Source organism: Streptomyces sp. BK340 (assembly GCF_007827595.1).
Taxonomy (GTDB): Bacteria; Actinomycetota; Actinomycetes; order Streptomycetales; family Streptomycetaceae; genus Streptomyces.
This window is the reverse complement of the sequence record NZ_VISR01000015.1, coordinates 44796-64255: the sequence shown is the minus strand read 5'-3', so window position 1 is coordinate 64255 and position 19460 is coordinate 44796. Positions and strand designations below refer to the sequence as shown.

Genomic DNA, 19460 nt, shown 5'->3' with positions numbered 1-19460 from the left:
GAACACGGTCCGGCTATCCACCGCTTCCTTCAACGGACAATTTTTGGCCTTGTTGTCGAACGCATCAGAGGCCAGGAGTGAAGGGATACGGCGGAGAACGCCGCACGATTCACGCCATCGAGGAAGTGGTGGCGACTCAAAAGGTCTTGTGTAACCCCCCGAGTGTGATGTTGCCTGTTGCAAAGGGAGGTGCTGACGATGCAGGAGAGGGCGGAGAGGCGACGCCGCTCACCCGATGCCAGCGTCGTCGGGCCATGGCCGTTGCCAGGACGCAGCGGAGCCGGCCCACGCCTCGCCGCACTCGACGAGGTCGCCGCTGCCCCGCGTGCCCGCGAGGACGATCTCCGCCCGCCGACCGCTGCACACGGACGTAGTTCACGTCCGAGGCGGAGCAAGGCGAGACCCGACTGCGGGCGGTGATCCGCTGCCCCTGCGTGTGTCCGCCCGAGCGCCCGTCGATCGCCACAACCCGGACGATGCCTGACTCCACCACGAATCGGCCGAAGGTGCGTACCTGAGGCCAGCCAAGGGGGATCACCATGACCGAACCGTCCGCGGCCGCCATGGACGAGCTGTGGAATCTGGTGTACACCAGCTTCCGGTTCCCGTTCCTGCACGCCGCACTGCGTCTGAAGCTGTTCACCCTGCTCAAGGAGCAGCCGGGCAGCACCCTAGAAGAGATCACCGGCGCGTTAGGTCTGCAAGAACGCGCGGGACATGTGCTGATGCTCGGCTGCTGTGCCTTCGGCCTCGTGCGCAAGGACGGCGACGGGTATCACAACACCGCCGCGACCGATCTCGTGGCGGGCGATCCCGACGAGTTCATGCCCGTCATCATCCGCTACACCCACGAGATGCTGTACCGGCCGATGAGCTGGCTGTACGAATCGCTGGTGGACGACACGAACCTGGGGCTGGACCGCGAGCTGCTCGCCGGATCGTCCGCGACCACACTGTACGAGCTCCTCGCCGAGGACAAGAACCTCGAACAGGTCTTCACCGCCATGATGGACCACCAGAGCCGCTCGGTGGTCGAGGACCTGGTCAACGCCGTGGACTTCTCGTCGTACCACAAGGTGCTGGACGTCGGCGGGGGGACTGGGACCAATGCCATCGGCTTCGCCCAGCGGTGGCCCCACCTCGAGGCGACCATCCTCGAACTCCCGAACGTGGCGCAGATGGCGAACGAGCGGATCGCCGAGTCCGGCCTGTCCGAGCGGGTCCGCGCCGTCGGAACCGACATCTGGCAGGACGAGTTCCCCACGTCCCACGACTGCGTCGTGTACTCACGCTTCCTCGAGATCTGGTCCCCGGAGCAGGTCCGCACCCTCTTTGCGAAGACCTACCGCGCGCTGGAGCCGGGTGGCCACATGGTGATCGTCGCCTGCGCTCAGGACGACGAGGAGACCGGCCCTACCCACGCCGCGTTCATGTCGGCGTACGTCCAGACGATCGCGTCGCCCGAAGGCCGCACGTACACGCCACGCGAATTCGAGCGGTGGTACACCGAAGCGGGCTTCGAGCCGATGGACCGCCAGTATCCCGGGCGGTTCGACGTCATCCTCCGCGCCCGCAAGCCCGTGGCCGGCTGAGTCGCCGCAGGTTCCCTCACCACGGGGCGGCACCGGCATGACCTGAGCCGTGGCCGCCTTCGGGGACAGGACGGCGCGACGCGGGCGATCACCGGCCGCTCTCCCGCCGCCCGGGCATACCGGCCGCCGCGTCTCCCCCTGCCCTCCAGGGGTGAGCAGCGTTTGCACGGAATAAGACGCCCCGCCCACGCTGCACCCCGTCGGCGGTCGGCTCGCCGTGCGGGAATCCGGCACTTCCGTGGCGGCCGGCGATTCGAACACGGTCGGGACGCGGGGCGCGTTCCCGGACTGTGATCACCGGCCCAGGGCCGGAAAACATGCAGGACGCACCACGACGGACGAGGCGTCGGCCGATCCATGAGTCGTGCCCGGCGTCGGCGTGCGGCCATCGGTGCCGCACTGCGCAACCTATGCAACGGGGGTTTGTGTGCAATCACCGGACAAGTTGGCTCTCGTCACCGGCGGAACCAAGGGAATCGGACTCGCATTCAGCCGCAGACTCACCCGGATGGGATTCCGGGTGGTCGCGACGTTCCGCAGTGACGAGGAATCCGCGAACCAAGCACTGCAGGAGATCGACAAGGGTCTGTCGGTGGTCCGGTCGGATGTGTCCGACCCCGAAGACGTGGCACACCTGGCCGAACTCGTGCGCACCGAGCACGGAACCCCGCAGGTGCTGGTCAACAACGCCGGACTGAACATCGACCGGCCGGTACTCGAGATCTCCGACACCGACTGGCGCCGGGTGCTGGACACCAATCTCTCGGGACCCTTCTACATGACCCGGGCCTTCGCTCCGCACATGAGGGAGGCCGGCGGCGGCTCCATCGTCAACATCGGCGCGACCACGGCGATCCGCCCCCGGCTGAACGGCGCCAATTACTGTTCGAGCAAAGCCGGTCTGCTCCACCTGACCAAGTGCCTGGCCATGGAACTGGCGCCGAGCATCCGGGTGAACTGCCTCATCCCCGGGATGATCGACACAGAGGAGATGCGGACCCGCTACCGCGTGGCCGAGCCGGAATACATGAACGCGCTGCTGGACGAGATCCCGCAGCGCAGGATCGGCTCCCCCGACGAGATGGCGGACGCCCTGGAGTTCCTGGTGGGCGAACGCGCCGCCTACATAACCGGCCAGAAGCTGATCGTGGACGGCGGCCAGTTCATGTGGTGAAGGGGTCGGCGAACTCCGGAAGATCGCGAATCGTCAGCACCTTCTGACATCACGAGCTATTCAGGAAAGAGGGAAAAAGTCATGCGGTCACGCCTCGAGCGCTACCAGGAATTCCTGGAGCAGCAGTACCGGTCCGGCTTCAAGAAGTACGACGAGTACGACATATCCGGGATCTCGGACGATCTCGTGAAGCAGATGCGGGACGGCCGGTTCACGCGCATCGTGTTCAGCGGAATGGGCTGCTCCGCCATCGTGTCGGATGTGATCAGGGTCTTCTTCAACTCGATTCGCAGCGACCTCGAAGTACATGTCTTCAACGACTACGACTTCGAGTACCTGATCCCGCGCTCGGTGATCGAGGACGACCGGACGCTCATCATCCTGAGTTCGTACAGCGGCCACTCAAGCGAGCCGATCCGCGCTTTCCACGCCCTCCGCCCGATGCACGACCGGGTGCTGCTGCTCACCTCCGGCGGCCGGCTCGGCGAGCTGGGCGAGGAGAACGGGGTGTCCATCGCGCGCTGGACACTGAGCAAGCCGGACCGCGAGTACCCGCTGTTCCACGTCGGCCAGTACTTCTCGATCCTGGTCGACATGTTCCTGCAGTTCGGACTGCTCGACGCCGACCACGGACCCGAGGTGCGCGCCCTGGCCGACACCCTCGCGACCGACTTCACCCCCGTCCTGCGCGAGTTGGCCGCCGATGCCGCGGCCCGGAGCGAGAACGCCAACATCATCATGCTCGGCTCGCCCAAATGGCACGAGAGCCTGCTCAAGCTCGCCAAGATGCACTTCAACGAGATCGCCATGGTGCCGGCGACGCGGAACTATTTCCACGAGTTCTGCCACAGCGAGGTGGCCACGCTCACCAACCCCGAGCAAAGGCACAGCATTCTCATCTTCTCCGACCCGGAGGAGGACGACTACACCCGGGCGAAGCGCAAGAACCTGGTGTCGTTGCTGACCGCACCGATCCCGCAGAACGCGAACGTCACCGTGACCGAGATCGAGCTCGACCAGCCGACGTTCATGCGCCAGTACTTCACCGCCCTGGAATTCATCCAGTACCTGACCCTCGATCTCGGGAGGGCGCGGGAGGTCACGTCCCGGAATCTCATTTCCGAGGCGGCCGGAAACCCCTGGTACCACGGCAACACGATCGTCGCGGAGAACATGCACTGAGGCAGTCGCGCAGTCCGGACATCGAAGGCAGCAGCCGAGCAAAATGGAGCGATCGTGCATACACGGGGGCGTACCTCTCTCACGGCCTATCAGCAGGACATCTGGGCGGCGAACTCCCTCTTTCCGGATCTCCCGCAGTTCAACTGCTTCATCGCCGACCGGTTCACCGGTGACGTCGACATCGACCTGCTCAAGGAGTGCCTGCGTCGTGCGGCCGACCGCAATGACGCGTTCCAGCTCCGGATCGTCCCGGAGGACGGAACCCCGCGCCAGTGGGCCGAACACGAGACGTTCGACATCCCGACGATCGACCTCTCCGGGGCCGACGAACCACGTGCGGCCTGCGAGACGTGGATCAAGGACGCGTTCGACGTCCCCTTCGAGGCGCAGCGCCGCCGGCTGTTCGAGATCGCGGTCCTCAAGGAGCGCGAGGATGTCGTCCACGCCTACGTCAAGGTGCATCACATCGTCGCCGACGCCTGGGGGCTGAACCTGTTCATGTCCCAGGTCCGCGCCGAGTACGACCAGGTGCGGCGGACCGGGCGGTTCGGCGGCGGGCCCGCACCGTCGTACCTGGACTTCGTCGAGGAGGAGCGCCGCTACCAGGGTTCGGACGACCACGAGCGGGACCGCCGGTTCTTCCAGGAGCAGTTGGCGGGTGTCGCCCCGGCCTTCTTCCGCCGTGCCGCGCCGGCCGGCTCCCGGCGGAGCGCCCGCCACAGCTTCCTGATCGAGCGGGCTGTCATCGAGGGCATCCGGGAACGCGGTCATTCGGTCTTCGCGTTCGTCGCCAGTGCCTTCGCCGTCTACCTCTCCCGGATCCACGGCAGCGACGAGGTCGTCCTGGGCGTACCGCTGCTGAACCGGCCCACGGCCCTGCAGAAGCAGACCGTCGGCCACTTCGCGAACACGCTGCCGCTGCGGGTGGCGGCCGGCGGGGACCGCACGATGAGCACGCTCGTCGCCGAGGTACAGGCCTCGACCCGGGCGCTCAAGCCCCACGAACGCTTCTCCCTGGGCGACCTGCTGCGCTGTGTACCGCTCCAGGAGAGCGGCCCCAAGCGCCTGTTCGACACCACCATCGCCTATCTGCGCTGGCCCAGTCCGCCGGACGTCCAGGGCGTGGCGTACGAGACCGTCGTGCAGGCGCGTGCCCACGACGACGACGTGCTGGCCGTGGTCGTCAACGAACTGGACGACGTTGGCGACGTCCTGGTCGACATGGACTACGCCCTGGACGTGTTCGACGCGGACTTTCCCGTGGAGTCGGTGGCCACCCACATAGAGGCGATCCTCAAGGGCGCGCTCGCGGGGGCGGACCTGCCGCTGTCGCAGATCCCCATGATCGGCGAGGCGGAGCGGGCCGCCCTGCTCGCGACCGGCAGCGGGCCGGTGCATGCCTTCACCGAGGGCGCCACCGTCCACGCGCTCTTCGAGCAGCAGGCGGCACGGACGCCCGACCGGGTGGCCGTCGTCAGCGACGCCCCCGCACAGTCGCTGACCTTCGCTCGCCTCGACGGCTGGGCCAACCACATTGCGCACCAGCTGCGCGAGGACGGCGTGCGGACGGGTGACCGGGTCGCCGTGGTGGCCGAGCGAGGCCCGCACCTCGTCGCAGCGGTCCTGGGCGTCCTCAAGGCAGGCGCCGCCTACGTCCCCGTCGACCCGGGCCACCCCGAGGAGCGGATCCGGTTCGTCCTGACGGACAGCAAGGTGGCAGCTGTGCTGCTGGGCAGCACCGTGCCCACCGCCCTGGTGGGCGACGCCGTGCCCGTACGGCGCCTGGAGGCCGCGGCGTCCACCGCGCCCGCCGCACCCGTCCCGCTGGGCGGACCGCAGGACCTCGCGTACGTGATCTACACCTCCGGGTCCACCGGGCGACCCAAGGGCGTGCAGATCGAGCACCGCTCCGTGGTGAACCGGCTGGAGTGGATGCAACGCCGCTACCCGGTCGGCGAGGAGGACGTCCTGCTGCAGAAGACGCCGGCGACCTTCGACGTGTCGGTGTGGGAGCTGTTCTGGTGGGCGCTCACCGGGGCCGGCCTCGCGCTGTTGCCGCCCCGGGGGGAGCGCGACCCCGAAGCCATCCTGCGCACCGTACGGGCACACCGGGTGAGCGTGGCCCACTTCGTGCCGTCGATGCTCGGTCCCTTCCTCGACCTGGTCGAGGAGGACCCGGCCCGGGTGGCGGACGCGGCATCCCTGCGCCAGGTGTTCTGCAGCGGTGAGGCGCTGACACCCGCTCATGTAAACCGCTTCAACCGGGTGTTCGCGGCCGCCGGTGCCACGGCTCCCCGGCTGGTCAACCTCTACGGTCCCACCGAGGCCACGGTCGACGTCACGTACTACGACTGCCCCGGCGGAACGGACGGGGAGGTGCGCCGGGTGCCGATCGGGCGGCCGATCGACAACATCCGGCTGTACGTGGTCGGGCCGCACGGGGACGTTCAGCCCGCCGGCGTCGCCGGTGAGCTGTGCATCGCGGGCGTGGGCGTGGCGCGCGGCTACCTGGACCGGCCCGAGCTGGACGCCGCGGCGTTCGTGCCGGACCCGTTCGCGCCGGGCGGGCGCATGTACCGGACCGGCGACAGGGCGCGGTGGCTGGCGGACGGCACCCTGGAGTACCTGGGGCGGCTGGACGACCAGGTCAAGATCCGTGGCAACCGCGTGGAGCTGGGCGAGGTGGGCAACCGCCTGGCGGCCTGCCCGGGCGTGCGGGACGCCCTTGTGGTGGACCGGACCGCGCCCGGCCGCGGCGTGCACCTGGTGGGCTACTACGTGGCGGACGAGGAGGTGGGGGCGGCCAGCCTGCGGGCCCAGCTCCTGGGCTCTCTGCCGGAGTTCATGATCCCGGCGTACTTCGTGCGGATCGACCGGATACCGCTGACCGCGAACGGCAAGGCCGACCGGCGGCGGCTGCCCGCTCCCAGGGTGGAGACGGAATCCGGCGCGCAGGCGCCGTCCAACGAGACCGAGGCGAAGCTCGCGGCGGCCTGGGCGGCCGTACTGGGAACCGACGCGGTCGGCGTCGACCAGGACTACTACTCCCTGGGCGGGGACTCGATCCAGATGCTCCGCATCCAGGCGGAGGCACGGCGTGCAGGGGTCCACTTCACCCTGGCCGACATGGTCCGCAACCCCACCGTCGCCGCGCTCGCGGCGGCCGCGACGACCGCGCCGCGGGAGGAAGAGGACGCACCGCTGGCACCGTTCGCCCTGGTCCCGGGCGTTGACCGGGCACGGCTCACCGGCCTGGCGGACGCCTACCCGGCCACCCGGCTGCACCTGGGCCTGCTCTACCACAGCCGGGAGCACGAGAGGTCGGCCGTCTACCACGACGTCTTCCGCTACTCGCTGAAGTCGCCGTGGGACGAGCAGGCGCTGCGCCGCGCCTTCGACGGCCTGGTACGGCGCCATCCGGTGCTGCGCTCCGCCTTCGACCTCGGCGGCTACTCCGAGCCGCTCCAGCTGGTGCACCGGCAGGCCGACGGCGGACTGCAGATCGTGGACCTGCGCGGCCGCGGCGAGCAGGAGGCGCAGGACGAGGTGGACCGGCACGTCCAGGAACGGCGCTACCACGAGTACCGCCTGGACCGGCCGCCGCTGTACCTGTTCCGCATGCACGTCCTGCGCGACCGCCTGGAGCTGGTGTTCAGCTTCCACCACGCGATCCTCGACGGCTGGAGCGTGGCCACGCTGGTGCGCGAACTGCTCCAGGACTTCCTCCACCACGCCGGACAGCCCGTCGCCGCCGTCCCGGCGCAGGAGCTGCCCTCGCCGGCCCTGTACGTACGCGAGGAGCGCCGGGCCCTTGCCTCCGAGGAGAGCAAGCAGTACTGGCAGCGGCTGCTCGACGGCGCCGAACTGGCCCAGATCGACGGCCTGCGGCCGTACGAGGCCGCGGGCGACACGGGTCTCATCGTGCACCAGGTGGAGCTGCCGGACGGCCTGGCCGACCGGGTGGGCCGCCTGGCGCGCACCCACGACCTGCCGGTCAAGTCCCTGCTGCTCGCAGCGCACTGCCTGACGCTGCGGCTGTTCTCCGGCCTACGGGACATCACCACCGGCCTGGTCACCGGCGGACGGCCGGAGCAGGCCGACGCCGAACGGATCACCGGGCTGTTCCTGCAGACGCTGCCGCTGCGCCTGGACGCCCAGCCGCGTTCCTGGCTGGACTCGGCGCGCGAGGTGTACGCACAGGAGCGGGAGAGCCATCCCCACCGGCGCTACCCGCTCAGCGCCATCCAGGAGGACCGTGGCGGGGACATCATCTTCGACACGGCCTTCAACTACGTCCACCCGCACGTGCTCACCTCGCTCTTCGAGGGCACCGGCATGGAGCTGACCGAGTTCAGGACCTGGGAGGAGACGAACTTCAAACTCCTGGTCAACGCCGTGGTCGACCCGGTGGACGAGCGCCTGTGGCTGCGTATGGACTGCGACGGACGCACCTTCTCTCGCTCCCAGATCGAGAGCATCGGACAGACGTACGTCGCCATCCTCCGGCGGATCACCGAGCAACCCGAAGAGGACGTGGACTTCGCCTTCCTGGGCGGCGGGCGCGTACCCACCGCGCAGCTCGCGGGGGAGGCGCCCGCGGACGTCATCCGGCTGATCGGCGAGCACGTCGCCCGTACGCCCGACGCGGTGGCCGTCAGCTGCGGTGCGCGCAGCTGGACGTACGCCCAGCTCGACGCGGCCGCGAACCGGATAGCCCACGGCCTCATCGGCGCCGGAGTGCGCACCGGTTCCACCATCGGCATCGCCATGGACCGCTCGCCCGAGACCCTGGCGACCGTCCTGGGCGTGGGGAAGGCCGGAGCCACCTGCGTGCCGTTCGACGTCAGCTACCCGCGGGCCCGGCTTGCGATGATGATCGCCCAGTCCGATCCGCTGTGGATCGTTACCAACGAGGCACACGCATCGCTCTTCGACGGCTTCTCCCGGCTGCTGTACGTGGACGGGTTGCTCGCGGCCGAACCGGACCCCGGTGGCTCTGCGGAGTTGCCGGAGATCACCGGCGAGACCGTCGCCTACCTACTGTTCACCTCCGGGTCCAGCGGCGAGCCCAAGGGCGTCGAACTCCCGCACCGGGTGCTCGCCAACTACATGCGCTGGCAGGTGCCCTCCGCCAGCGGTGCGGCGGGCGGCAAGACCCTCCAGTTCGCCCCCCTGAGCTTCGACGTGGCGTTCCAGGAGATCTACTCCACGCTGTGCGGCGGCGGCACCCTGCAGCTGCTCGCCGAGGACGAGCGGAAGGACATGCCGGCCCTGCTGCGGCTTCTGGACCGCGAGGAGGTGGAGCGGGTCTTCATGCCCTACGTCGCGCTTCAGCAGCTCGCAGAGACGTCCCAGGCGCTGGGCATCCGCCCCGCTGCCCTGCGGGTGATCATCTCCTCCGGAGAGCAGCTGAGGATCACCGACGAGATCCGCCGGCTCTGTGCGGCGCGGCCGGACACGGTCCTGGAGAACCAGTACGGGCCCACCGAGACCCACCTGCTGACCCATCACACGATGACCGGCGACCCGGCCCTCTTCCCCGACCTGCCGCCCGTCGGCGTGCCGGTGGACGGCATCGAGTTGCACCTGCTCGACGGCCTGATGCGGCCGGTGCCGCCGGGCGCGAAAGGCGAGATCTACGTCGGAGGGGTGTGCCTGGCCCACGGCTACCGCAATCGCCCCGACCTGACCGAGCAGCGGTTCGTACCGGACCCGTCCGGTGAGCCGGGCGCCCGTCTGTACCGTACGGGCGACCTGGCCAGGGTCATGCCCGACGGCAACGTCGCATGGCTGGGCCGCGCCGACTCCCAGGTGAAGGTGCGTGGCTTCCGGGTCGAGCCGGCCGAGGTGGAACTCGCGATCGCCAAGCTCGCCGAGGAGCAGTCGGCGTCCGGTATCCGAGAGGTGGCGGTGGTGGCGCGGCGCCGGGAGGGCGGCGACGCGTTCCTCGCGGCGTTCCTCGTCGGCGACGCCGACGTCGTGGACCTGGATGGGGTGCGCAGCCGACTGCGCGCGGTGCTGCCGGACTACATGATGCCCTCGCACCTGGAGTGGCTGGAGAGCCTGCCCCTGACGCCCAGCGGCAAGCGGGACGACGCGCTGCTGCGCCGCATTCCGCTGGCCGCGCCGTCGTCGGACGCCGTCCCGCCCGCCGACGAGCACGAGAAGGCACTGGTGGGCATCCTGGCGGAACTGCTGGAACTGCCCGCGGTGGGCGTGCGGGACAATTTCTTCGACATCGGGGGCACCTCACTGACCGCGATGCGGCTGGTGATGACGATCGAGAAGCGCTACGGCGTCAACGTCCCGCTCTCCGCGTTCGTCGCCGCCCCGACCGTCGCCGGTCTGGCACAGCACCTGCGGGGCAGCGGCTCCGCGGCCCGGTTCGACCCGGTCGTGCCGATCCGCACCGAGGGCGACAAGCCGCCGCTGTTCCTGGTCCACCCGCTGGGCGGCCATGTGCTGTGCTACGTACGCCTCGCCCGTCACCTGCCGCAGGACCAGCCGGTCTACGCGCTCCAGGCGTCGGGGACCGTGGCGGGCACCGAGCCCCTCGGCTCAATCCCCGAGATGGCGGCGGGCTACCTGGAAGCCGTGCGGCGCGTACGCCCCGAAGGGCCCTACGTGATCGGAGGGTGGTCCTTCGGCGGCTTCATTGCCTTCGAGATGGCGCGACAGCTGCGGCGCAGTGACCCGGACGCCCTGCACGGCACCGTGCTGATCGACCCGATCGCCGTCAAGCAGGGCGAGCGGCCCGACGTCGCCGACCACTCGCTGCTGGAGTGGTTCTTCTGGGAGCTGCTGTGGATGGAGCGCGGTGGCACCGCACCGGTGGTCTCGCTGCCGGACGGCCTGGAGGAGGAGGCGAAGTTCGACTTCATCGTCGGACACGCCACACAGGCGGGCGTCCTGCCCGCGGGCAGCTCACGCACCGCCGTGCGCCGCCTGTTCGAGATGTTCAAGGCGCACTGGCGGGCGATCCTCACCTACCAGCCCGAACCGGGCGACGGGGACGTGGTGCTGCTCCGTGCGACCTCGGAACTGCCGGAGATCCTCCAGCCGATGCACGGGGCCGCGCAGAGCCTGCACACGGACCCCACCAACGGCTGGGGCGACCTGACCACGGGACGGCTCCAGGTGGTCGACGTCCCCGGTGACCACTTGGTGCTCCTGGAGGAACCGCACGTGAACGTCGTGGCCGAGAAGGTGGCACAGATGGTCATGGCCGGCCAACCGGGCCGCCGGCCGTCGAAGAGGAGTGGGAAATGACGCAGCACCCCCCGCGCAAGGCCCTCGTCATCGGAGCGGGCATCGGCGGCCTCGCAGCAGCCGCGGCACTGCGCCGCGCAGGCGTCGAGGTGCAGGTCTTCGAGCGGGCTCCCGAGCTGCGCCCGGGCACCACGGCGGTGTCGTTGATGTGCAACGCCGTCCTGGCGCTGCGCACCCTCGACATCGACATCGCCCCGGGGCTCGACAAGCGCGGCGAGGTCTTCGACGAGCTCAAGTTCCTCACCCGGCGCGGCCATCCGATCAGGGCCCTTCCGTTCCGTGAGGTCTCGGACCGGCTGGGGGCCTCGAACTACGCCGTACACAGGGCCGACCTCCAGCAGACGCTGCTGGACGCGCTCGGAGACGAGAGCGTCATCGAATTCGGTGCCGCGGCGGCTGAGTTCGTCAGCGGCGAGGACGGGGTCGAGGTCACCTTCGAGGACGGCAGGACCGCCTCGGGCGACTTCCTGATCGGGGCGGACGGCTTCAACTCGGCGATTCGCAGGCAGGTGGCGGGCGCCGACGAACCGCGGCCCGGCAACTACGCGTGCTGGCTGGCCACGGTGCCCTTCACACACCCGCAGATGAGCAAGGGCTACGCAGCGCACTACTGGGGGCGTGGGCAGCGCTTCGGCCTCGCTGACATCGGCCGTGGCCGCGCCTACTGGTGGGCGACGAAGAATGTGCCCCCGGGCGCCTCCGGACACCTGCGGCGCGGCAAGGAAGGGCTCGCGGGCCTCTTCGCGGGCTGGGCCGACGAGGTGCGGGAGGCGATCCGTACCACCCCCGAGGAATCGATCGTCCGCATCACCGCCCAGGACCGCCCGTTCCTCCAGCGGTGGGGCACCGGACGCACGACCCTGCTCGGCGACGCGGCCCACCCGATGCTGGTGAGTCTGGGCCAGGGGGCGGCGCTGGCCATCGAGGACGCCGTCGTCCTCGCCCAGCACCTGCGCGCGACAGCGGACCCGGTCGCGGCGCTGCGCGGCTACGAGGACGAGCGCAGGCCGCGGACGGAGGCGCTGGTCGCCGCGGCCCGTGCGCTGAGCGAGACCGAGCAGCTGGAGGGCTTCTTTCCCGCCCTGGCGCGCGACCTCTACTTTCGGTTCGCACCGCTGTCCAAGCTCACCAGTCAGAACGAAGCGGTCCTCACCTGGCCCCCACTGGGCTGACCACACCCCATGTCCGCCGGTGGCCGACCCGCGGGTGGGCACACGCGCGCCCGCCCGCGGGAGCACCCGTCTCCTCGCATTCCGCCACAGCCCACAGAACCCGCACACCGACCGTCTCGTGCGCTTCTCCTTCTGCAAGCCTGCGGACGTGGTGCGCGAAGCGACCTCGCGACTGACCGGGAAGTGGCAGGCCTGACCCGCCGGGCGGACTGACCCCGCCGGCTCTTCTTGTGTACGAAACCTCTCACTTAAGGACCGCCGAAGACCATGGACCATCGCCTCACCCCCGAGCACGAGGAACTGCGCCGCACCGTCGCCGAGTTCGCCCATGATGTGGTGGCCCCGAAGATCGGGGATCTGTACGAGCGCCATGAATTTCCGTACGAGATCGTGCGGGAAATGGGGCAGATGGGGCTGTTCGGGCTGCCGTTCCCGGAGGAGTACGGCGGGATGGGAGGGGACTACCTGGCCCTGGGGATCGCGTTGGAGGAGCTGGCGCGGGTGGACTCCTCGGTGGCGATCACGTTGGAGGCGGGCGTCTCGCTGGGTGCGATGCCGGTGTTCCGTTTCGGGACGGAGGAGCAGAAGCGGCAGTGGCTGCCGAAGCTGTGTGCGGGGGAGATGCTGGGGGCGTTCGGGCTGACGGAGCCGGAGTGCGGTTCGGATGCGGGCGGGACGCGTACGACGGCGGTGCGGGACGAGGCGACGGGCGAGTGGGTGATCAACGGGTCGAAGTGCTTCATCACCAACTCGGGTACGGACATCACGGGTCTGGTGACGGTGACGGCGGTGACGGGGCGCAAGCCGGACGGGCGGTCGCTGATCTCGTCGATCATCGTGCCGTCGGGGACTCCGGGCCTGACGGTGGCGGTGCCGTATTCAAAGGTGGGCTGGAACGCGTCGGACACACGTGGGCTGTCGTTCTCGGACGTGCGGGTGCCGGGTGGGAATCTGCTGGGTGAGGAGGGGCGTGGGTACGCGCAGTTCCTGCGGATCCTGGACGAGGGGCGGGTGGCGATCGCGGCGCTGGCGACCGGGCTGGCGCAGGGGTGCGTGGACGAGTCGGTGAAGTACGCGCGTGAGCGTCGCGCGTTCGGGCGCCCGATCGGTGACTACCAGGCGATCCAGTTCAAGATCGCGGACATGGGGATGCGGGCGCACATGGCGCGGGTGGGCTGGCGGGACGCGGCGTCGCGGTTGGTGCGGGGGGAGTCGTTCAAGAAGGAGGCGGCGGTGGCGAAGCTGTACTCCTCGACGGTGGCGGTGGACAACGCGCGTGAGGCGACGCAGATCCATGGTGGGTACGGGTTCATGAACGAGTACCCGGTGGCGCGGATGTGGCGGGACTCCAAGATCCTGGAGATCGGCGAGGGCACGAGCGAGGTCCAGCGCATGCTGATCGCGAGGGAACTGGGCCTCCCGGCCTGAGTTCTCGCAGGCCGCAGTGCAAGGTCACCGCAAGGCTCGCTTGCACCTCGGCGACGTACTGAGCGAGACGGGGAGCTGGAGCCTGCCGAAAAGGGTCGCTGACCCGCGAGTCCGGCTGGTCCGCGCGCGAAACTCGGGATCGCCTCACGCGCGGCCCTCGGGGACGCTCTCGCGGTGCTGCCTCAGGGCCGGTAGACCATGCCCGGCTGCGGCTCGGCGGGGGCGAGCAGCTGCGACACGGTGACGATGGTGTAGCCGCGCTGTTCGAGCGCCTTGATGATCCCCGGGACGGCGGGCACGGTCCCCTTGTGCAGGTCGTGCAGCAGGATGATGCCGTCGCGGTGCGTCTGGTCGAGCACCCTCTGGGTGATCAGGGCCGAGTCGGTCGTCTCGTAGTCCTTGGCCGTGACGCTCCACAGCACCTGGGCCAGCCCCAACTCCCGGCAGATCTTGGCCACTTTGCGGTTGGTGCGGCCCTCCGGGGGACGCATCAGGACGGGCTTCTTGCCGGTGATCCTCTCGATGGCGTCCTGTGTCCGGGTCAGTTCCCGACGGGCGTCGGCCTCGGCGAGGTCCGTCAGCCTGGGGTGAGTCCAGGTGTGGTCGCCGATTTCGTGCCCCTCGGCAGCGATGCGGCGCAGGATGGCGGGGTACTTCGCGATGTGGCCCTCGCCCTGCACGAAGAAGGTGGCGTGCAGGCCGTCCTGTTTGAGGATGTCCAGCAGTTCGGGCGTCGTCGGGCTGGGACCGCCGTCGAAGCTGAGGGCCACGCACTTCGCCTTGCGGCAGTCGGTTCCGGCCACCGATCCCGACGCCTCGGCGCGGGCGGCGCGCGGTGAGGTGTGATCGTAGGTCGTGACCGTCAGGACCAGGGTCAGCGCGACGGCCAGGGCGGCGGCCACCGTCGTGACGGCGGCGATGAGTATGCGTGAGCGTCTTGTGCGCGCGCTGAAGGGCATGCGAGACCTTTCTTCGGATGGAGTTCCTGGAGTTCCGGGGTTATCGGGTGCGGGCGGGAGTCGGCTTCGCGGCCAGGTCCCGCGCCCGCACGTCGAGCGTCAGGCGATGCCTCAGCAGGTGTCCGAGACGGCGCTCCACCGTTGTGTGGATGAGCAGGGACAGCCCTAGCGCGCAGACGACGGCCACCGCCATCGAAGGCAGCGGCCCGAGCCCTGGAAAGGCCCGGAGCAAGCCCTTGGCCAAGGGAATTCCGATGCTCTGGTGGACGAGGTAGAAGGGGTAGGTGAGTCCCCCTGCGGTGACCAGCCAGCGCCGGCGCAGCCTCGCCAGCGGTCCTTTGCCACCGGCCAGCGCCAGCAGTCCGAGACAGACCGTGAGCACGGCCGCGCACACGGCCCAGGAGGGCCGGCTCTCGCCAGGGGGCACGGTGGCGTGGTCGGCCACCCGGAGTTCGAGCACGGTGAGTTCGTAGGACCACGCGAATCCCAGCAGCAGCCACAGCAGGAGGCTCTGTCCGAACCTGTGCATGAGGTGGAGGACGATGCCGGCCACGAAGAGGCCGGCGTACCGGGGCAGTACGAATTCGTCGAGCAGGGGCGAGTGCAGTTCGAGGGTGATGACAGCGGCCAGGAGCCAGGCTCCGCAGAAGGCCACCACCCGCCGGTACGACAGCCCGAACAGGAGCAGTACGGCCATCAGCAGGTAGAAACGGGCCTCCACCCAGAGCGTCCAGGCGACTCCGTCGATCAGTTCGAGGCCCAGTGGTCCCGGAGCCATCGTCAGGTTTCCGAGGACGGTACGAGGGTCGACACGGGTGGCGGCGGGCCAGTGGCCCAGCCGTGAGACAAGGACGAGCGCGACGACGAGGAGGACGGCGCACCAGTAGGCCGGGAAGAGCCGTGCGACACGGGAGACGGTGAACTGTGCGGGAGTCCGGCCCCAGCAGCTCATGCAGATGACGAAGCCGCTGATGACGAAGAAGAACTCGACACCGAGCCAGCCGTAGCGGCTGATCTCGTGCAGGAACGGAGTGAGATCGCGGAGTTCGGTGCGTCCCCAGAAGTGTGGGGTGGGTGTCCCGAGGAAGTGGTACGCGGCCACCATGACCGCTGCCACCAGGCGGAGCCCGTCTATCGCGGCCAGGCGTGCGGGCCTGTTCCGCTCTCCGGAAGACGGCGTGTCGGAGACCGTCTCGGGCGCTGGGCGGCGGGGCGCCGCCGACCCGTGTCCTCGACTGGCCGTGCGGGTGCTTCTCCCGGATGACGTGGCGTCGGCAGGCATGGCGAAGCGACCTCCGTACGAAAGGTGACACCGGTGGGGGATGAAGGGGGAGGGGAGGGGGTGAAGTGGCCGGATGCGGTCGCCGCGGTCAGACGCGGCGGCGCAGGAACAGCACGGTGACGACTGTGAGCAGTGCGGCGAGGCCGCCGAGTACGGCGGTGTCGGTCCACTGGAAGATCCAGTAGTCACCTGCCGGGTTGGCCTCGTAGAAGCGGGCGACGTACCCGTGTGCCGCCATGCACTCCCTGAGCCGGGCGCCGGACGGGAAGGCGCAGTGCAGCACGTCGTCGTGGCGGCCCGAGGCGGTGATCAGGCCGTAGTCGCCGGTCGACCACTTCTCACCCATCACCGGTTTGGGGATGCTGCCTGCGCTGACGTAGGTGTGCGGCGGGACCAGCACCCGCGCCCGGTGCGTCCACTCCAGCAGGAGCGTCACCGCCCCGGTCACCAGCAGGGTCAGGCCCATCGCCGCCAGTACCCGGCGGGCCAGCAGGCCCAGCAGGGTGCCGGCCGCCAGGCCGAACAGGGCGGCCGCCACGACGCGGGGGCCCGAGCCGCTCAGGGCCGTGGCGTCGTACCAGAACAGCCCGTAGCTCCGGTCGGCGGCCGGTCGCCACCACCAGGCGAACACTCCGGCGAGCAGGCCGGAGAGGGCGGTCGTGATCGCCGCGGCCAGGGCGAACCGGAAGGTGAACCACTGGCCCCGGCTCACTCCCTGGGCGAGGACCATGCGGTGCGTGCCCAGTTCCCGGTCTCGGCCCAGCAGCGGGGCGCCCCAGAAGACGCCGATCACGACGGGCAGGGCGATGTTCAGCGCCCCGAGGTATTTCAGCGGTTCGACGTCCAGCAGCAGGGGCAGGCCGGTGTCGGACCGTGTGCAGTACAGCGGCCCGGTGGCGCAGTGGTCGAACAGTCCGCTGTGCAGGGCGTCCAGCATGCCCGAGCGGTAGTACGCGGCGATCGCCGCGACGGCGACGAGGGCGGCCGCGCCGATGCCGGCCGACATGCGCTGCTGTCGCCATGCGAGCCAGAGGGAGCCCTTCACGCCGCCGCCTCCGTCTGCTCGACGAGCCCGGTGGCGGGGTGCCCCGGCTCACCGGCCTGGAGGTAGCCGATCAGGACGTCCTCCAGTCCGGGCCGTTCGACATGCCAGTCGCCGCGCAGCGGTCCGTGCCGCCGTATCAGGGCGGTCAGTTGTCTGCCGGCGGTACGGCTCCGCACGACGGTGTGCGATCCGGCCAGGGCGTCGGCCCGGTCGGCGGGTCCGGTCAGTACGGCATGGCTTTCGCGCAACGTTTCGGCGTCCTCGCTCAGCTCGACGCGGCCGTCCCGGAGTACCAGCACCCAGTCGCAGGTCTCCTCGAGTTCGGGCAGGACGTGTGAGGACAGCACGATGTTCGTGGCGCGTTCGGCTGCCTCGGCCATCAGTTCCGCCATGATCTCGCCTCGTGCCACGGGGTCGAGGTCGGCCAACGGCTCGTCGAGCAACAGGAGTTCGGGTCGCTTGCCCAGTGCCAGAGCGAGTGCGACACGAGTGCGCCGGCCGGGGGACAGTTCGCCGACGCGGGCGTGGAGCGGGATGTCGCCCGCGCGGACGATCCGCTCGGCGGTCGTACGGTCCCACGCGGAGTTCAGCTTCTCGCCCATCAGCAGGGTGTCCGCCACGGTGAAGCGGGGGTAGAGCGGCTTGTCCTGGGTGAGCAGCGCGACCCGGGCGCGGGCCTCGGGCGTGCCGGGTGCGGCGCCCAGTACGCGAAGTTCCCCGGAGTCGGGCCGCAGCAGGCCGCCGGCAAGGTGCAGCAGAGTGCTCTTGCCGGCGCCGTTGCGTCCGACCAGTGCGGTGATACGACCGCCGGGCACGGTGAACTCGCAGTCCCGCAGGACCCGGCCGCCCCGCCTGCGGTACCGGAATCCCAGTCCCGTGGCGCACAGCGCGGCCGACGCGTCAGGCCCGGTCATGCATCCTCCTCCTTCTTCCGGTCCCGGTCGCCCGGGATTCCGCTGTCCTGCTCGTTGTCGTGGGCGTCCAGGACGGCTGTGACCAGGGCGAGGACATCGGCCCGCTCCAGGCCCGCGGTCCGCGCGCGGGCCACCCAGCCGGTGACCTCCTGGCGCAGCGGGGAGTCGTCCTCCGATCCGGGCCGGGCGAGCGACCGTGTCACGAAGGTCCCGAGGCCACGGCGCAGTTCGACCAGACCGGCCTGCTCCAGGTCGCGGTAGGCCCGCAGCACGGTGTTGGGGTTGATGGCGGTCGCCGCCACCACCTCCCTGGCCGTGGGCAGCTTGTCCCCGACCCGCAGGGTGCCCATCCGGAGCGCCCGTTCGGTCTGTTCGATGATCTGCACGTAGGCCGGTACGCCGCTGCCACGGTCGATCCGGTAGTCGATCACGTCGCCTTCCCAGGTTCCACCATGCTTGTATTAATGAATTAATGGAAGCATGGTGGATGTCCGGCGGCGATGTCAAATACCTGGGGATCGACGCTCCACGGCTCCGGCGCGCAAGAGCGATCCGCGGACTTTCCGACAGCGGCTCGCCCCGGCCGCGTTGTTGGTTAGGGTGGCGGGCAGAGACTGATTCCGTTGTCCATGACCGGGGTGATGGACAGGCCGGCGAGCTCGCCAGGTCGGACACGACGGGGGGCTCGTCGGTGGGGAGTTGGCGCGCGCAGCAGCCCGGACGCGGTGGGCGGGTGACCGGCCGGCCGGCACGCGCGATGCTGCCCCCACCGCTGCGCGTGTGGCTCGGGGGGATTGCGGCCCTCGCCGCGCTGGTGGTCGTCGTGCTCGGGGTCCTGTATGCCGACGACAGCGAGCCCGGCAGGGTGGACGCGCGGATCGGGGCGGCGCTGGACGGAGTGGGGCAGCCCTGGCGGCATGTCGCTCTGGCCTTGGACTTCTTGGGGGAGCCCGGCGGATCGGTGCCGCTGGTCGTGGCCGTCGTGGCGGGCTGTCTGTTGCTGCGGAGTCCTCGTGCCGCGGTGCTCGTCGTCGCCGGCGCCGGCCTCGCCGTGGCGACGGCGACGCTGCTCAAGTCCCTGGTGGGGCGCACCATCCACGAGGGGAACCTGTCCTACCCGAGTGGGCACACAGCCTTCCTCACCGCGCTCGCCCTCGTGGTGGCGCTGCTCGCGACCGGCCGGCTCGGCCTCGGCAGGACGGCCGGCACGTCACTCGTGCTTGCCGCGGCGCTGGTCGCCGGTGCCGCCATGGGCTGGGCACAGGTCGCCCTGGGCGCGCACTACCCGACCGACGTCCTCGGCGGCTGGTGCACCGCGCTGGCGGTGGTACCGGCGACCGCGTGGGTGGTCGACCGGACGGCCGACCGGAAGGCTGACCGGACGGCCGACCGGAAGGCCGGCCCCAAAGCCGACGCCGGTCGGCGGGAGTGCCGCTGACGTCA

General features: G+C 69.9%; 12 protein-coding genes. 7 read left to right on the top strand and 5 right to left on the bottom strand.

Going from position 1 to position 19460, the window contains the following annotated elements:
- Window positions 1-539: 539 nt before the first annotated feature.
- From FB157_RS25040 to FB157_RS25015, 6 genes are all read left to right on the top strand, one after another.
- On the top strand, window positions 540-1592 hold the full coding sequence (locus tag FB157_RS25040; protein ID WP_145882889.1) for a methyltransferase: 1053 nt from the start codon (window positions 540-542) through the stop codon (window positions 1590-1592).
- Between the two features lie 379 nt (window positions 1593-1971).
- Window positions 1972-2766 (top strand): SDR family oxidoreductase, encoded by a 795-nt coding sequence (locus FB157_RS25035; RefSeq protein ID WP_315903837.1) that lies wholly within the window; start codon window positions 1972-1974, stop codon window positions 2764-2766.
- Between the two features lie 81 nt (window positions 2767-2847).
- Window positions 2848-3948, top strand: a complete 1101-nt coding sequence (locus tag FB157_RS25030; RefSeq protein WP_145882888.1) for an SIS domain-containing protein — start codon at window positions 2848-2850, stop codon at window positions 3946-3948.
- Window positions 3949-4002: 54 nt separating this feature from the next.
- On the top strand, window positions 4003-11217 hold the full coding sequence (locus tag FB157_RS25025) for a non-ribosomal peptide synthetase (RefSeq protein WP_145882887.1): 7215 nt from the start codon (window positions 4003-4005) through the stop codon (window positions 11215-11217).
- Entirely contained in the window at window positions 11214-12389 is a 1176-nt protein-coding gene (locus FB157_RS25020; protein WP_145882886.1) for an FAD-dependent monooxygenase, read from the top strand. The genes FB157_RS25025 and FB157_RS25020 overlap by 4 nt, the downstream gene beginning before the upstream one ends.
- A 267-nt stretch (window positions 12390-12656) precedes the next feature.
- Window positions 12657-13817 (top strand): acyl-CoA dehydrogenase family protein, encoded by a 1161-nt coding sequence (locus FB157_RS25015; RefSeq protein ID WP_145882885.1) that lies wholly within the window; start codon window positions 12657-12659, stop codon window positions 13815-13817.
- A gap of 182 nt (window positions 13818-13999) precedes the next feature.
- Here FB157_RS25015 and FB157_RS25010 read toward each other — a convergent pair whose 3' ends face one another.
- The 5 genes from FB157_RS25010 to FB157_RS24990 form a co-directional block, all read right to left on the bottom strand.
- Complete coding sequence (locus tag FB157_RS25010; protein ID WP_145882884.1) at window positions 14000-14776, bottom strand: polysaccharide deacetylase family protein; 777 nt, start codon at window positions 14774-14776, stop codon at window positions 14000-14002.
- A 40-nt stretch (window positions 14777-14816) separates the two neighbouring features.
- Entirely contained in the window at window positions 14817-15893 is a 1077-nt protein-coding gene (locus FB157_RS25005) for an acyltransferase (RefSeq protein ID WP_261386504.1), read from the bottom strand.
- Window positions 15894-16146: 253 nt separating this feature from the next.
- Complete coding sequence (locus FB157_RS25000) at window positions 16147-17103, bottom strand: transporter (RefSeq protein ID WP_145882882.1); 957 nt, start codon at window positions 17101-17103, stop codon at window positions 16147-16149.
- Window positions 17100-18017, bottom strand: coding sequence for an ATP-binding cassette domain-containing protein (locus FB157_RS24995; protein ID WP_145882881.1), 918 nt, complete (start codon window positions 18015-18017; stop codon window positions 17100-17102). The genes FB157_RS25000 and FB157_RS24995 overlap by 4 nt, the downstream gene beginning before the upstream one ends.
- Window positions 18014-18448 carry a GntR family transcriptional regulator gene (locus FB157_RS24990; protein ID WP_145882880.1) on the bottom strand — a complete coding sequence of 145 codons (435 nt, stop codon included), beginning with the start codon at window positions 18446-18448 and terminating at the stop codon, window positions 18014-18016. Before FB157_RS24990 ends, FB157_RS24995 begins: the two co-directional genes overlap by 4 nt.
- A 302-nt stretch (window positions 18449-18750) precedes the next feature.
- On the opposite strand from FB157_RS24990, the gene FB157_RS24985 reads away from it, so the two are divergent.
- On the top strand, window positions 18751-19455 hold the full coding sequence (locus FB157_RS24985; protein ID WP_145882879.1) for a phosphatase PAP2 family protein: 705 nt from the start codon (window positions 18751-18753) through the stop codon (window positions 19453-19455).
- Window positions 19456-19460: the final 5 nt, after the last annotated feature.

Excerpts from the sequence above, each read along its gene's own strand:
- FB157_RS25015 (WP_145882885.1), top strand. The coding sequence starts at position 12,657 with ATGGACCATCGCCTCACCCCCGAGCACGAGGAACTGCGCCGCACCGTC.
- FB157_RS25020 (WP_145882886.1), top strand. The coding sequence starts at position 11,214 with ATGACGCAGCACCCCCCGCGCAAGGCCCTCGTCATCGGAGCGGGCATC.
- FB157_RS24995 (WP_145882881.1), bottom strand. The coding sequence starts at position 18,017 with ATGACCGGGCCTGACGCGTCGGCCGCGCTGTGCGCCACGGGACTGGGA.
- FB157_RS25030 (WP_145882888.1), top strand. The coding sequence starts at position 2,848 with ATGCGGTCACGCCTCGAGCGCTACCAGGAATTCCTGGAGCAGCAGTAC.
- FB157_RS25010 (WP_145882884.1), bottom strand. The coding sequence starts at position 14,776 with ATGCCCTTCAGCGCGCGCACAAGACGCTCACGCATACTCATCGCCGCC.
- FB157_RS25040 (WP_145882889.1), top strand. The coding sequence starts at position 540 with ATGACCGAACCGTCCGCGGCCGCCATGGACGAGCTGTGGAATCTGGTG.